Here is a 15,555-nt window from a genome sequence, read left to right on the forward strand (position 1 = left end):
GCAGCGTGATCAACAGATCAATCCGCCGGGCATGGCCCGGCGCTACCGGTCATCCGGCGTCGGCATCCTTGCGCGGCAGCTTGTAGATCACCGCGCCGATGACGAACGCGACCAGTGCAGCGGCGATGTTCTGCCAGCTGGCACTGGCAAACAGGGCCAGGCACAGCAGCAGCGCCAGCACCGGAATCAGCGGGCCACCGGGCAGCTTCAACGCGCCTGGGCGATCCGCGTAGCGCTTGGCCAGCACCAGGACGGCGGCAGCGGTGCCGATGTAGGCGAACAGGCGCGTGGTCATCGACAGCAGGGCGAGCTGCACGAACGAACCGGACAGCGCCAGTCCAAGCGCGATCAGGCCCTGGCACAGGATCGATGCGGCCGGCGTATGGAAGCGCGGATGCACCTGCGCCAGGATCTTCGGGCCGTAACCATCGCGGGCCAGTGCGAACAGGAATCGCGGGCCCATCATCATCGTGTTGCTGTTGGTACCCAGGATGGAGATGGTCGCGCCGATGGTGAGGATCAGTGCCAGGGCCTCGCCGCCGAAACCGGCTGCGGCGTCGGCCAGCGGCGTGGCCGAGCTGGCCAGGCCGGCCAGCGTGCCCTGCGCCACCACCTGCACCGCGCCGTAGATGACGGTGACGGTGATGATCATGGTGATCAGGGCGAACGGAATATCGCGGCGCGGATTGCGGTACTCGCCGGCGGCGGCCGGGATGTTCTCGAAGCCGGCATAGGCGTACAGCAGCAGCAAGGCGGCCTCGCCCATCCGTTGCAGGTCGTTCGGGTCCGGGCGCTGGCCGGAGAAGGCCAGCTGCGGGTCGATGTAGAACGCACCGATGGCCACGAACAGCAGCAGCGGCAGCATCTTGCCGATCACCAGCACCACGCCGGTACGCGCGGCCGAGCGCACGCCGATGATGTTGACGCCGGTCAGGAAGCCCAGCGACACCACGATCACCGCGATGCGCCCCATGCCGGCACCGGCCCACGGCCAGAAACGCGCGACGGCATCGGCCAGCGCGTTGCTGAGTGCGGCCGCCGAGCTGATGCGGGTCAGCCAGATCATCCACCCGATCTCGAAACCGGCGAAGCGCCCGAACGCCTCGCGTGCATACAGGTAGCTGCCGCCGGGTTCATCGAAGTAGCTGGCGGCCTGCGCATAGCACAGCACCAGCAAGGCCACGACGATGCCGGCGGCGACCACGCCCCACAGGCTGAAGGGGCCGAGCAGGGCGACGGTGGCGGCCGGCAGCAGGTAGATGCCGCTGCCGATCACATCGTTGATCGACAGGCCGACGATCTGCCAGCGGCTGACCGCGCGTTGCAGCTGCGGTTCGTCCTGCGTGCTCAACGGACGTCTCCGGCCAGCGCGGGCAGTTGCCACTGCGCCTGCAGGCGCTTGTACTCCGCGCGCGGCAGCAGCACGAAACGCGGCGTATCCTGCGGCCGCAGCCAGTCCAGCAGCGCCTGCATGCGCGCTTGTGGCATGGCCGTGCAGCCGGCGGTGGCCTCGCCGGGCTGGCGCCACAGGTGGGCGAAGATGCAGCTGCCCTTGCCGGGCTGATTGTCCGGGTTGTGGGCGATCACGAAGCCCTCCCGGTAGCGCACGTCGCCCTTGTTGTGCAGATCCAGCCGCATCGGCTCGGTGGAGCCCTTGACCGCTGCATTGCCGACCTTCTTTTCATCAACGATGCGGTTGTAGAACGGTGAACCGGGTACGTCCATGCAGTAGCTGCTGTCCAGCATCGGCTGGTAGGGCATGGCGGTACCCGGGCGGGTGACGGCATAGCCGAACGCACTGCCGAGCGCGAACACGCCCGCAGGGCTGCGGCCATCGCCTTCCTGCTTCTGCGGGCCGTCGGCCTGCGCCGGGTGCAGGCCCAGGCCCCAGGCACTGCCAGTGCGGCCGAGCGCCACCGGGAACGCCTGTCCATGCGCGTGCCAGCCCTTGCCATCGCGCACATAGGCTTGCAGCTGGCCCTCGGTGCTGTCCCAGCCATCGCTGGTAACCACGATCAGCTGGCGCGCACCATCCAGCGGCGCGGCGTGGACGGAGACCGCCGCAGCAAGCAGCAGCGCAGCGGTAGCGAGGCGAACCAGCGATTTCATCAACAGGTGCTCCGGTCAGGAATCCAGCAGGTGGTCGATCCGCTCCAGGTTCACCGCCAGCTGCTGCTGGCGATCCGGATTGGTGTGGCAGAGCAGCACGAACAGGAAATCGAGCAGGGCGTGCATGGCGCTACGGTACAGCAGCTGCGCGACCTGCGGCGTGCGATCGTGCGCGCACACCACCAGCGCTGCGTCAGCATGCGCGCGCAGCGGGTTGGCGGTATGGCGGGTGATGGAAATCATCTTGCCACCCATGTCCTGGAACTGGCGCGACAGCTGCGATAGCTGCGGCAGGTTGCCGAATTCGGAGAACACCAGCAGCGCATCGCCCGGGCGCGCGGCCGACAGGTTGGCCAGCATCAGGATCGGGTCGGTATGGGGTACCACCAGCAGCCCGAGCAGCGACAGCCGCATGGCGAACTCGCGCGCGAACAGGCCGTCGTCACCCAGGCCGTACACGAACAGCTTGGGCGCACCGTCGAGCAGCTGCACGATGCGCTCGATTTCCTCGCGTGGGTTGGCCTGGCGGGTTTCCTCCTCGGCCTGCGCCTTGCTGCGGCGAAGGGCGTCGCCCAGGCGCAGGTAGTCATCGCCACTGTCGGGTTCGCTGGGGGCCTGCTGCGGATCGGCGCCAGCACGGGCGACGTCCTGGCCGATGGAGTACTTCAGGTCCGGGTAGCCCTTGAAGCCGAGCTTCTGGCTGAACTTCACCACGCTGGACTGGCTGATGCCGAGCGCACTGGCCAGCTGCTGTGACGAGTAGTCGCGCAGCAGGTGGGCGTTGTCGAGGATGAAGTCGGCGATGCGGCGCTCGATGGCCGACATCTGCCCGCGCTCGGTGCGGATCTTCAGCAGGGGCGGCATGCGGGGTGTCCGGGCATGTGTGGGCGCGTTGCGGCTGGCAGCGTAGAGCGTGTCATGGAATGGGTCGAGCGGGTTCCAGCCTCGAAGAGGTTACGGAGCGCAGTTGTTGCTTTTGACGTTGAGTCCGCCTTCAAGCGAGCTGAGCACCGCAGGTCCGGCGAGGGCGAAGAGGCGCGGGTGTCTGAGCGCAGCGAGTTCCGCGCCGTCCCTCGGCGGACCGAGGAGCGCAGGGCACCGACGTGCGCAGCACGTCGGCTCGCGGCCGGCGGAGCGTTTCTTCTGGTTAATTTTCTTTTCGCGAAAAGAAAAGTAACGCGCGACCCAACGTCAGTGGCACGCAACGTCAGCCGCAAGGCAGAAATCACCCCAGCATCTCCAGCCCACGCACCTCAGTAATGCCCAGCCCCGGCACGTCGCTGATGCTGATCTCCGATTCGTTGAAATGCACGCCGCCGCTGACCGGGTCGAACTGGCCCAGCGAGGGACCGTCGAGGTCAACCTTGGTGATCACATCACTCTTGGCCACGGCCAGGTGCACGGCTGCGGCCACGCTGATGCTCGACTCGATCATGCAGCCGATCATGCACGGCACGCCGTAGATGCCGGCGATGTCGGCGATGCGGATCGCGTTGGACAGGCCGCCGGTCTTCATCAGCTTGATGTTGATGATGTCGGCTGCGCGCTGCTGGATCAGGTCCATCACCTGGCTGGGGCTGAACACGCTTTCGTCGGCCATCACCGGCGTGTTGACGCGGTCGGTGACGTACTTCAGGCCACTGATGTCCGCGGCCTTCACCGGCTGCTCCAGCAGCTCCAGTACCACGCCGGCTTCCTCCAGCGTGCGCATCGCATGCACCGCCTGCTTGGCGGTCCAGCCCTGGTTGGCATCCAGGCGCAGCAGGGCGCGGCCTTCCACGGCGGCATGGATCGCCTTGACCCGTTCGATGTCCAGCCCGATGTCCTTGCCGACCTTGATCTTCAACGACTCGAAGCCGCGTTCGATCGCCGACAACGAATCGGCCACCATCTTGTCGATGTAGTCCACGCTGATGGTGATGTCAGTGGTGATCACCGGGTCGCCGCCGCCGAGCATCTGGTACAGCGGCGCACCGTGCAGCTGCGCCCACAGGTCGTACAGCGCGATCTCCACCGCGGCCTTGGCGCTGGTGTTGCGCTCCATCGCGGTCTGCACCAGCGTGCACAGGTGGTTGAGGTTGACCACGTCCTGGCCGATCAGGCGCGGGGCGATGAAGTGGCGGATCGCTTCGATGATCGAGCCGTGCGTATCGCCGGTGATCACGGCGGTGGCCGGGGCTTCACCATAGCCGGTGTTGCCGCTGTCGGTGCGGATCAGCACCACCACGTCTTCCACGGTTTCCACCGTGCGCAGCGCGGTCTTGAACGGTGTCTTCAACGGCACGCGCAGCATGCCCAGTTCGATGGCGGTGATCTTCATTCGGGAGTCTTGGCCCGCAGGCGCTGGATGTTGGTGATGCGGTCGATGTAGCGGACGGTGTCGCTGGCCATCATCGGCTCCAGCGGCGTGACCGAAACACCATTGAGATGGGCCTGCACGCGCGTGCCGTCGGCACCGAACCAGCTGCCGCCCGCCGTATCGTGGATCACCCAGGTGCGGCCGTCGACGTGGCCGATGGCCATCATTACGTGGCCGGGGATGTAGACCAGATCGCCGACCTTCAGGTCGGTGACGGCACGGTCGCGCAGTGCCTTGCCGTCCTTGTCGGTGAACGGCAGGCGATCCAGTGCCGGGCTGACCGCCTGTGCACTGGTATTGCGCGGCAGCAGCACGCCGAAGCTGCGGTAGATCTCGGAAACGAAACCGCTGCAGTCGCGCGTGTCGTAGTCGTGGCCCCAACCGTAGCGCTCGCCGAGGAACTTGAAGGCCTGCTGCAGCAGCAGGCGCGGGGTCAGTGGCAGGTAGTCGGCGGCGGTGTCCTGCGAGCGCGGCAGCAGCGCCGGCACCAGCTTCAGGCGACCATCGGCTTCCCGCACCGGCAGCTGCACCACCCACGAGGCGTGCGCCTGCTGGCCGTTCACGGGTTCTGAAGCGGGCCAGTCGGCCAGCACCGGCAGGCGCACGCCCATGTCCAGCTGCAGGCGCGATACGCGCGGCTCCTCCGGGGTATAGGCGGTCTGTGCGGTGGCGCCGGTGACGATCCGGTACGGTCCCTTCGCGCCATAACCGAGCACCGTGGCCTTGTCGCCGCCGGCGATGGCGTCGGCTTCGATCCACGCGCTGTAGCGCTCGCTGTGCACGAACAGCCAATGGCCATCGGTACTGCGATGGACCACGGCCACCTTGTCGCCGGGGAACAGTGCCGATTCCTGGAAGCGGTCGATGTCGGTGTCACCGGCAGTGCTGAAGACCCGCTCGCGGGTGGGGAAGGTACGCAGTGCCGCGCGCTTCACCACCAGCCCGTAGGCCGGTGCCACCTGGACGGGAATCGCATCGAGTCCGAGGTTGGCTTCGATCGCGCTGCGCAGCGCGGGTGCGATCGCCTGGCCCTTGTCGTTGTAGAGGGCGCGGGTGGGCCAGCTCGACAGCGCGGTGATGCTGGCGCGAACCGTCGCCGCATCAAGCTGGGCGGGCAGTGCGGCGATGTCCTGGATGTGGCTGTCCTGCGCCCGCATCCGCGCGTTCTGTGCTTCGATCTGCGCGCGATCCAGAATCGGCGCATCGGCGTTGTCCAGGCGCGCGGCCCAGTACTGCGGGGTCAGATAGGCCTCGTGCAGGCCGATCACATAGGGCAGCGGTGCGCCGGGATCGGGTGCCGGCGCGGTCTGTGCAAAGGCGGGCGCCGCCAGCAGGCACAGGGCCAGGGTCAAGCGGCGCGGCCAATGCCGGTGCCGTTCGCGGGAAGCCAGGATCATGCGGTGCACACCCTCCTCGAATGCTTGTTGGAATATTTATTCCTTTCGGCATGGAAAGCAAGAATAAATTATTGACCGGCATCCCGGCCCGTGTTACACAGCCATTACCACCCGCGCTGGGGAAGTGTCGCTGTGGATCCTGCCGTTCGCAAACCGCGTCTGCCTGCCGCCGGCCTGTGTGCCGTGCTGCTGCTGTGGGTGTCGGCCACGCAGGCGACGGATGGGCATAGCAGCCAGCAGCGGGCGCGCCACACGCAGGTGATCGACCTGATCGACAGCGGTCGCTTCAGCGATGCCGAAGCGCTGCTGGCAACGGCAGGCGATACCACCGAGGGGACCTTCCAGCGCGAGCGCATGCGCCGCATCCGCCTGGATTTTTCCCTCGACGAGGCCGCGGCCAAGGCGGCCGTGCGCCGCTGGATTCCCGATCTGACCGACGAGGAACTTGCGCGCTGGGACCAACTCGGCCTGATCGAGCATCTCGATATCGATGGCGAGCGTTGGTACTTCAAGCGCGCACCCTCGAACCTGTTCCTGCTCAGCGACGAAGCACGCGCGCGCCGCCGCACGGATGCACCGATGCCGCCTCCGGGCCCCAACGAAGTGCTCAACGCCCACCACGCAGGCGTGGTTGCCGCGGCCGAACAGAGTGGCCAGGCGTCGGTACTGCCGCAGCGCTACGAATTCACCCAGTCGCTCACGGTAAAGGCCGACGCCGTCCCGGCCGGCGAAACTGTACGGGCCTGGATTCCGTACCCGCGCGAAATCCCCGGGCAGCAGGAACAGGTGCAGTGGCTGGGCAGCACCCCGGGCAAGGCGCGGGTGGCACCGGCCAGTACCCTGCAGCGCACCGCCTACCTGGAAGCCAAGGCAGTGGCTGGGCAGCCGACGCGCTTCGAGATCCGCTACGCGGTCACGATCCTCGCCCGGCATACCGCGATCGACCCGGCCAAGGTACAGCTGACTCCGACCGACCCGGCACTGAAGCCCTATCTGGCCGAGCAGCTGCCGCATGTGCGTTTCACTCCCGCGCTGAAGCTGTTCTCCGACCAGGTACTGCAGGGCGAGACACGTCCGTATGAAGTGCTGCGCAAGCTGTTTGCTGCCGTGGATCGCATTCCCTGGGCCGGTGCGCGCGAATACTCCACGCTCAGCAACATCAGCGATTACGCGCTGCATGCCGGCCATGCCGACTGCGGCCAACAGACCCTGCTGCTGATCGCGCTGCTGCGCATGAACGGCATTCCCGCGCGCTGGCAGTCGGGCATGGTGTTCTCCGGCGATGGCAGCGGCTACAACAACCTGCATGACTGGGGGCAGGTCTACCTGGCGCCGTATGGCTGGCTGCCGATGGACGTGACCACCGGCGCGCTTGCCAGCGATGTGCCTGCACTGCGCGATTTCTACCTGGGTGGCCTCGACGGCTACCGCATCGCCTTCAACGACGATTTCGGCCAGCCCTTCGTGCCGGCCAAGCAGCACTTCCGCTCGGAAACGGTCGACTCGCAGCGCGGCGAGGCCGAGTGGGCAGGCGGCAACCTGTACTTCGACCAATGGAGCTACGACTTCCAGTGGCGGGTACTGCCAGCCAGGCAACGCTAGCGCGACACACCGCATTCCACACCATTCAATTCTTGCAGGAGAGAGCAGGGGATGAAGGCTTACAGCATCAAGCGGGCGGCGTTGTGCGTCGCCCTTGGGGCGTGTCTGGGCGTAGTGCTGCCCGGCATCGCGATGGCACAGAACGTGAGCGGCGCAGTTGCCGGCCGTGCAACCGCGGGCGACCAGGTGACCGTGGTCAGCAACAGTACGGGTCTGACCCGTACCGTCACCGTCGGCGCCGACGGCAGCTACCGCCTCGGCCAGCTGCCGGTAGGTGACTACCAGTTGCAGCTCAGCCGCGATGGCCAGAAGCTGGGCGATCAGATTGGTGTCAGTGTGGCAGTAGGCGGTACCACCACGGTCAACCTGGCCAGTGGCGGCGGCGTCACCAATCTCGATGCACTTCAGGTGGTCGGCACCCGCGTGGTCAACCGCGTGGATGTCTACTCCACCGAGACATCCTTCAACATCAACCGCCAGGAGATCTCGCGGCTGCCGGTGGCGCAGGACCTGTCTGCGGTCGCGCTGATGGCGCCGGGCGTGGTCGGCGGCAACTCGTCATTCGGCGGCCTGTCATTCGCTGGTTCATCGGTGGCCGAGAATGCGGTCTTCATCAATGGCCTGAATGTCACCGACATGTATACCCGTCGCGGCTTCAGCACCGCGCCGTTCGCCTTCTTCAAGGAGTTCCAGGTCAAGACCGGTGGCTACTCGGTCGAGTTCGGCCGCTCCACCGGTGGCGTGATCAATGCGGTGACCCGTTCGGGCAGCAACGAATTCGAGGGCGGTGTTGAAGTCACCGCCGAGCCCAGTGCGTGGCGCGCCAGTGGCGGCGATCATTTCCACCGCGACGGCACCCCGCATTCCTACGGCAGCCGCGACAACAACTCCTTCCTGAAGACCAACGTGTGGGGCTCCGGCCCGATCGTCAAGGACAAGCTGTTCCTGTTCGCGATGTACGAAGACCGCAGCGACAAGGGACACAACACCTCGTCCGATGGCAGTACCTGGTTCAAGAACGATTCCGGCAACGGCTTCTGGGGCACCAAGCTGGACTGGAACATCAACGACAACCACAGCCTGGCGCTGCTGGCGTTCTCGGATGAGGGCGATGTCACCAATGCGTCGTACGGTTACAACTGGAACGCCGACCAGCTCGGCGCCTGGGGCGGCGATTCGGTCACCGAGACCGGCGGCCGCAACTGGTCGGCCACCTACACCGGCCACTTCGGACAGAACTTCACCGCGCGCGCCATGGTCGGCCAGAACAACCAGCGTGCGTTCACCAATTCATCGCTGGATCAGGCCTGCAGCCCCGTGTTCACCGACAGTACCTACGGCCCGCGCCTGGGCAAGCTGCAGGGCCTACGCGCAGGCTGCCACCCCACGGGCACGGCAGTGGCCGAGCGTGACGATACCCGTGACGTGGCGCGACTGGACTTCGAATGGCAGCTGGGTGACCACCTGCTGCGCTTCGGTGTCGACCGTGAGCTGATGACCACAAAGCAGTCCACCCGCTACCCCGGCCCGACCGAACTGAGCTACACCGCCTACGTGGCGCGCCCCGGCGATGAAGTCTGGGACGGTGCCAATGCCTACGTACCGGCTGGCGTTACCGAAATGCTGCGTGCGCGCAACCGCAAGTCGGGCGGCACGTTCGAGACCGAAGCCAATGCGCTGTACGTGGAAGACATCTGGAACATCACCCCGAACCTGATGCTGAACCTGGGCGTGCGCTGGGACCGTTTCGAGAACCGTACCGCCGCCGGCAAGGCGTTCATCAAGATGGATGACCTGATCGCACCTCGCGTCGGCTTCTCGTGGGACATGCGCGGTGATGGCAGCACCAAGCTGTTCGGCAACGCCGGCCGCTACTACCTGCCTGTCACCAACAACATCAACGTGAATTTCGCAGGTGGCCTGACCGACGAGTACAGCTACTACGTGCTCAATGGCTGGGAGCGGAAAACCTCGCTGACCGGCTCACCGTACATGGCACCGGTCGTCGGCCAGCAGATCGGGCCGACCGACACCCGCATGAACACCGGCGGTGCCGACCTGCGCCAGAGTGTGGATCGCGACCTCAAGGCGGTCTACCAGGACGAGTACATCCTGGGCTTCCAGAACATGATCAACCAGGCATGGTCGTGGGGCGTCAACGCCACCTATCGACGCATGACCCGTGCGCTGGACGACATCCGCATCAATTACACCCCATGCGGCCCGACCCCCAGCACGCTGTGGCCGATCGCCAACCCGGGCGAGAGCCTGACGATCTGGGGCGACAGGAGCATCGGCTGCGCCAACGAAGGCTGGATCACCATTGACACCGCCAACAGCGGCTATCGGAAGGGCGGCAGCGGCGAGGTGATCGGTTACTCCAAGCCCAAGCGCACCTACAAGGCACTGGAGTTCCAGATCGACCGTGCCTGGGACGAGAAGTGGATGTTCAACGCGTCCTACCTGTGGTCGAAGAGCGAGGGCAATTTCGAAGGCCCGGTGAATTCCGATACCAACTACGGCGACACCGGCATGGTCCAGTTCTGGGACCATCCGGCCACCAACGAGCGCTATGGCGTGCTGTTCAACGACTTCCGCCACCAGTTCAAGCTGCGTGCCGCTTACGCGCTGAACAAGCAATGGTCGTTCGGTACCACGCTGCAGGTGCAGTCCGGTGGCCCGATCACTGCCTACGGCGTGATGTGGCCAAACGATTCCATCGCCGGTGGCAGTACTTCCAGCGAGGGTAGCGGCGGTGGTACCGGCTGGCTGTGCGTGGCCAACTGTTCCGGCCCGTACAACCAGCGGCAGTTCGAGTACAGCCCACGCGGTGCGTTCGGTCGCCTGCCGTGGACCTGGACCATGGGCGCCAACGTGACCTGGCGTTTGCCGGTGGAGGGCATCGATCTCAGTGCACGGCTGTCGGTGTACAACCTGTTCAACAACCAGAAGACCATCAACGTGCACCAGCGCTATGAAGCGCAGCCCGGCCAGTACCGCGAAGCGACGTTCGCCACCGGGACGCGCTGGCAGGCCCCTCGCTATACACAGCTGGTGGTGACCTGGAACTTCTGAGGCCACGATCCGCGCCGCCCACCGTGACGGCGCGGGCAATGGAGGGGCTGCGCGCATGTACCACCTGCTGATCGTCGCGGCGGCACTGGCCGCACCGTCCGCTTCGCCGACCGATATCGCCTCCCTCGATGCCGACGTCGCCGCCGTGGTCCAGCACGAGCACCTGCCCGGGCTGGCCATGGCGGTGGTCGACAACGGGCAGGTGGTCTATCGCCACGCCGAAGGCGCGCGTGGCGACGGCGGCCGCATCGACCAGGACACGCTGTTCAAGATCGCCTCCAACAGCAAGGCGATGACCGCCGCGCTGCTGGCGCGGCTGGTGCAGCAGGGCAAGCTGCGCTGGGAGGATCCGGTGCAGCAATATCTGCCGGGCTTCCGCATGCACGATGCGTGGGTGGGCGAGCAGATGCAGGTGCGCGACCTGCTGATCCACAACAGCGGCCTGGGCCTGGGCGCCGGTGACCTGATGCTGTGGCCGGAACCGAACGCGTTCACCCGTGCGGACATCATCGCGGGGCTGGCGCACCTGAAACCGGTCAGCAGCTTCCGCAGCCGCTACGCCTACGACAACCTGATGTACGTGGTGGCCGGGGAAGTGGCGGCGGCAGCGGGTGGCAAGCCGTACGACCAGCTGATGCGCGAGCAGGTGTTCGAACCACTGGGCATGACGCGCTGCCAGGTGGGGGCGTGGTCGGTGAAGCGCGTGGGCAACGTGGCGCAGCCGCATGCCTGGCGCGGTGATCGCAACGCGGTAGTGAACGCGGATGGAGCGATCAGCCCGGACCTGCCGTCGATGGCGGCCGGCGGCATCCGTTGTTCGCTGCGCGACATGACGCGCTGGATGCAGGTGCTGCTCGATCCCGCCCTGGCACCTGGCTGGTTGGACGCTGAGCAGCGCCGTACGCTGTGGACCCTGCACATGCCGATGGCGCTGGGTGAACGCCAGCGGCGTTGGGACAACGCGCATTTCTATGGCTACGGCTATGGCTGGCGGGTGTCGGACATGGATGGGCAGTGGAAGGTGGCGCACACCGGCACCCTGTCGGGCATGTACTCGTCGCTGGCGCTGTTGCCTGACCGCAAGGTGGGCGTGGTGATGCTGATCAACGGTGAAGGCGAGGATGCGCGCACCGCATTGATGCAGGCCGCACTGAAACGCTTCACCGCCCCCAATGATGCGCGCCCGGCGATGGAATACCTGGCCGAACTGAAGGCGGACCAGGCCGCTCGTGCGGCAACCGGGCACCAGCGGCCGCCGACGTCGGATGCGCGGCAGGCGTCGGCTTCCGATCTGCCGCGTTGGCAGGGGCGCTACAGCGATCCCTGGCTGGGGCCCGCATCGCTGTGCCCAGGCAAGGACGGCCTGCGCTTCAGCGTGGACAAGTCGCCCCGCCTGCAGGGAGCCGTGCTGCAGCTGCAGGGGCGCTGGCTGCTGCGCTGGGATACGCTGGGTGACGATGCACAGGCGTGGCTGCGGCCGGGCGAGGGCCCGGCACCGACACTGGACCTGCGCGCCATCGATCCGGACATCGACTTCAGCTATGACTTCCAGGACCTGCATTTCACTCGTACTGGCGATTGCCCTGGCGGCGACCACCGGCGCCGCTGAGCCACCGCGCGTTTCACCGGCCACCGACGCGGCCAGCGCCGGACTGGTGGAGATCCGCACGCTGTCGCCGCGAATCGACCTGGATATCCGCTATGCGGGTGCCAACAACTTCACCGGTGCGCGCGTGCCCGGCTACGAGGCGCCATCGTGCTATCTGCTGGCGCCGGTGGCAAAGGCACTGGCACAGGTGGAAAAGGACCTGCGCGCCGATGGCTTCGGCCTGCGCCTCTACGACTGCTACCGGCCGGTGCGTTCAGTGCAGGCGTTCATGGCCTGGGTGAACGATCCGCGCGAGCTCTCGCGCAAGGCGCAGCAGTACCCGGATCTGGACAAGCCACGCCTGCTGGCTGACGGCTACATCGCCGAGCGCTCCGGCCACAGCCGCGGTGCCACGGTGGATCTGGGCCTGCTGGATTGCCGCAGCGGTGCATGTGCGCCGTTGGACATGGGCACTGACTTCGACTTCTTCGGGCCACGTGCGCATACGCAGACGAGCGGGCTGAGTGAGACGCAGCAGGCGAACCGCCAGCAGCTGGTGCAGGCGATGGCGCGCCGTGGCTTCGTCAACTATCCGCAGGAGTGGTGGCATTACACCCTGCAGCCCGAACCGGATTCCGGCACCGCGTACGACGTGCCAGTGCTTTAGGCGGTATCGGCAGGGCTGCGCCTTGCACCCGCGGTAGTGCCGGCCGCTGGCCGGCAACATCAGACGCAACAGCAACAGCTTGCTTTCCGTGGGTTGGCGGGGCGGTGCCGGAGTGCGGGGACGCCGTAAATCCGTCCATGGAGGCTTGGCAGCCGCATCCATGCGGCTGACACCCCGCATTCCGGCACCGCCCCGCCTCTGACAGTTTCCCGCGTGGTCCGTTGTAGAGCAGAGCCCATGCTCGGCTGCTCCTTGTTCAATCGTCGAGATATTCGATTTGGATGGAGATTCATCCACGCATGGCGTGGATCTACTGTGGCTACCGGATTGGGTCCGGGGCAGATCCCTTACACTGGCCGCCTCTTCATCCCTGCCCACCCGATGAACCTTCCCCTGCACTTCGGCCTGCTCGGCACCCTGGAAGCGGGCGCCATTGCCCTGCTGGTCGGCCTGCTCGTGTACCTCCTGTGGTCGCAGCTGTGCCGCCTGCTGCGGTGGTCGATGGGGCATGCGATCGGCTGGTCCTGCGTCATCGCCGTGATCATCTCCGCCGGCATCGATGCATGGAAGCTGTTCTACATGGGCATCGTGCGGCTGGAATCGCCGCTGTACGCGCGCATCTTCCTGGCCACCATCCACGATCCCAACGAGCTCGGCAGCCGTGTGGTGCTGGAAATCGCCGGTGCGCTCGCCGGTGTTGCTCTTGCATGGGTGTTGTTCAGTTCGCGGTCATCGGAAAAAACCGTCGACTGACGCAGGTTTTTCGTTGCCTGCCGGTTAAATGCAGAGGCGCTGAATGCGCATCTTATGAGCCACTCACTTCACCCTAACCACCGCGCTAAAGCATGCGTGGAGGCCAGTGGTTAATCGCGCGTGTGGGCGCCGGTCGCGGCGCAAAATCGATTCAGAAACGCGGTGGCAGGGTAGGTGCCGTGCGGAATCAACACGCCGCGCAACACCACCCAATCGGTAGGAGACACCCCTGATGACTATTCGCAACCGCAAGCCCCTGATCGCCCTGATCGTCGCCGCCGGCAGCGTGCTGGCCATCCCGGCGATGGCCCAGTCGGCCAAGCAGCAGGCCGCGCAGGCACAGAACGAGGCCGCCCAGGCGCAGCAGGCAGCGGCACAGGCGGGCCAGGCGGCTGACCAGGCAACCAATGCGGCCGCAGCGGCCTCGGCCCAGGCCAACGGCGGTGGCCAGACCTGGGCCAGCATCGATACCGATGGCAACGGCACCATCAGCAAGACCGAGGCGCAGGTGAACGCCGGCCTGGCCCAGGTGTTCGACCAGGCCGATACCAACAAGGACGGTGAGCTGAGCGCCGATGAGTACAAGGCCTATGTGGCCGCCCAGCAGGCCGGCGCCGGCGGCGCAGCGCAGGGTGCGCAGGGCAGGTAAGACCTGTATCGGGGCGTATGGGAACCCGGGCGGCTTCGGCCGCCCGGGTTTTTTTCGTCACCACGGCCCCTGTATCCTTGCGCGATGAACACCTCCACGCCTGCGCCGTCGCGCGCCATCGGCCTGGTCGGTTTTGACGGTGACGATACGCTGTGGAAGAGCGAGGACTACTACCGCAAGGCCGAGCAGGATTACCTTGACCTGCTGTCGCGCTACGTCGACGTGCATGACACCCAGACCGCGCGCCACCTGCTGGAAGTGCAGCAGCGCCACCTGGGCACCTTCGGCTACGGCGTCAAGAGCATGACCCTGTCGATGATCGAAGCGGCCATCGACATCACCGGCCAGCGCATCGAGGCCAAGGACATCCAGCGCATCCTGGAGATCGGCCACGACACCCTGCGCCACCCGGTCGAGCTGATCGACGGTGTGCGCGAAGCGGTGGCGGCCATCGCCGAGCACTACCCGGTAGTGCTGATCACCAAGGGCGACCTGTTCCACCAGGAAGCGAAGATCAAGGTCGCCAACCTGGCCGAGCTCTTCCCGCGCATCGAGATCGTTTCCGAGAAGGACCCGGAGACCTACGCCCGCGTGCTGGCCGAATTCGACCTGCCGATGCAGCGCTTCGTGATGGTCGGCAACTCGCTGCGCTCGGACATCGAGCCGGTGGTCACCCTGGGCGGCTGGGGCGTGCATACCCCGTACGCAGTGACCTGGGCCCACGAGACCCAGCATGGCGTGGCCGACGACGAACCGCGCATGGTCACTGCCGATACCGCCCACGACTGGCCGGCCGCACTGGCGGCGATCGAGGCCAAGGCCGCTGCGGCCTGACAGGACCCGTCGGCTGCGGCAGAATCGGAGCATGAACCACCGACTGCGCGCGCTGATGTTGTCCCTGCTGTTGGCGCCGGCCACCGTGCTGGCCCAGCAGACCGCCGAGCGCTCAAGCGCCTACGAAGTGGACACCGGCGACAGCTGGGTCGATGCCCAGCTGCGGGACATCAACCATTACGCCGAACGCTACCCCGACGCTTTCCTCGACGAAGTGTCGCGCTATGCCGACGTGCCGCGTGGCTACATCAGCGCGCTGTTCACCACCCACGGCTGGCAGGCCGGAGACATCTATTTCGCCTGCTTCTGGGCCAAGGCCAGTGGCCAGACCTGCCGCGACAGCGTGCGTGCCTTCAGCCAGGACCCGGAGGGCGGCTGGGAGGCGGTGGTCAAGCGCATGCCCACCAAGCCGGACAATCTGCACTACCGGGCTGTGCGCCATGCCATCGTGGCCAGCTACCAGCACTGGGACCGGCCGATCACGCTGGATGCCACCCTGAAGCGCCAGCTCAAGCGGTAGTG

General features: G+C 66.3%; 13 protein-coding genes. 8 read left to right on the plus strand and 5 right to left on the minus strand.

The features are described from left to right. Positions 1-49: 49 nt before the first annotated feature. From ACTXG9_RS18180 to ACTXG9_RS18200, 5 genes are all read right to left on the minus strand, one after another. Positions 50-1,351 carry an APC family permease gene (locus tag ACTXG9_RS18180; RefSeq protein ID WP_456115831.1) on the minus strand — a complete coding sequence of 434 codons (1,302 nt, stop codon included), beginning with the start codon at positions 1,349-1,351 and terminating at the stop codon, positions 50-52. Beyond that, positions 1,348-2,109 carry a L,D-transpeptidase family protein gene (locus tag ACTXG9_RS18185; RefSeq protein ID WP_188249979.1) on the minus strand — a complete coding sequence of 254 codons (762 nt, stop codon included), beginning with the start codon at positions 2,107-2,109 and terminating at the stop codon, positions 1,348-1,350. Before ACTXG9_RS18185 ends, ACTXG9_RS18180 begins: the two co-directional genes overlap by 4 nt. Positions 2,110-2,124: 15 nt before the next feature. After that, positions 2,125-2,973 carry a MurR/RpiR family transcriptional regulator gene (locus ACTXG9_RS18190; RefSeq protein ID WP_021202948.1) on the minus strand — a complete coding sequence of 283 codons (849 nt, stop codon included), beginning with the start codon at positions 2,971-2,973 and terminating at the stop codon, positions 2,125-2,127. 361 nt (positions 2,974-3,334) lie between these two features. Next, entirely contained in the window at positions 3,335-4,429 is a 1,095-nt protein-coding gene (locus ACTXG9_RS18195) for a dipeptide epimerase (protein WP_005415027.1), read from the minus strand. After that, positions 4,426-5,865, minus strand: coding sequence for an SH3 domain-containing protein (locus ACTXG9_RS18200; RefSeq protein WP_031269944.1), 1,440 nt, complete (start codon positions 5,863-5,865; stop codon positions 4,426-4,428). Before ACTXG9_RS18200 ends, ACTXG9_RS18195 begins: the two co-directional genes overlap by 4 nt. Before the next feature lie 132 nt (positions 5,866-5,997). Between ACTXG9_RS18200 and ACTXG9_RS18205 the strand changes: the two genes are divergently transcribed. The 8 genes from ACTXG9_RS18205 to ACTXG9_RS18240 all read left to right on the plus strand — a co-directional run bounded on the left by ACTXG9_RS18205 (position 5,998) and on the right by ACTXG9_RS18240 (position 15,553). Then, positions 5,998-7,467: a transglutaminase-like domain-containing protein gene (locus ACTXG9_RS18205; protein WP_021202950.1), complete on the plus strand. Its 1,470-nt coding sequence runs from the start codon at positions 5,998-6,000 to the stop codon at positions 7,465-7,467. A gap of 51 nt (positions 7,468-7,518) precedes the next feature. Continuing rightward, positions 7,519-10,542, plus strand: coding sequence for a TonB-dependent receptor (locus tag ACTXG9_RS18210; protein WP_456115830.1), 3,024 nt, complete (start codon positions 7,519-7,521; stop codon positions 10,540-10,542). Positions 10,543-10,597: 55 nt separating this feature from the next. Beyond that, positions 10,598-12,151, plus strand: a complete 1,554-nt coding sequence (locus ACTXG9_RS18215) for a serine hydrolase domain-containing protein (protein ID WP_019662200.1) — start codon at positions 10,598-10,600, stop codon at positions 12,149-12,151. Next, a complete protein-coding gene (locus ACTXG9_RS18220; RefSeq protein ID WP_456115829.1) occupies positions 12,084-12,797 on the plus strand; it encodes a M15 family metallopeptidase in 714 nt (237 codons plus the stop codon). Before ACTXG9_RS18215 ends, ACTXG9_RS18220 begins: the two co-directional genes overlap by 68 nt. Positions 12,798-13,178: 381 nt before the next feature. Beyond that, positions 13,179-13,550: a hypothetical protein gene (locus ACTXG9_RS18225; RefSeq protein ID WP_456115828.1), complete on the plus strand. Its 372-nt coding sequence runs from the start codon at positions 13,179-13,181 to the stop codon at positions 13,548-13,550. A gap of 232 nt (positions 13,551-13,782) precedes the next feature. After that, a complete protein-coding gene (locus tag ACTXG9_RS18230; RefSeq protein WP_019662197.1) occupies positions 13,783-14,199 on the plus strand; it encodes an EF-hand domain-containing protein in 417 nt (138 codons plus the stop codon). 84 nt (positions 14,200-14,283) lie between these two features. After that, positions 14,284-15,033: an HAD family hydrolase gene (locus tag ACTXG9_RS18235; protein WP_021202954.1), complete on the plus strand. Its 750-nt coding sequence runs from the start codon at positions 14,284-14,286 to the stop codon at positions 15,031-15,033. 31 nt (positions 15,034-15,064) lie between these two features. Continuing rightward, on the plus strand, positions 15,065-15,553 hold the full coding sequence (locus ACTXG9_RS18240) for a hypothetical protein (RefSeq protein ID WP_155028856.1): 489 nt from the start codon (positions 15,065-15,067) through the stop codon (positions 15,551-15,553). Positions 15,554-15,555: the final 2 nt, after the last annotated feature.

The organism is Stenotrophomonas maltophilia group sp. LNF247, assembly GCF_054083135.1.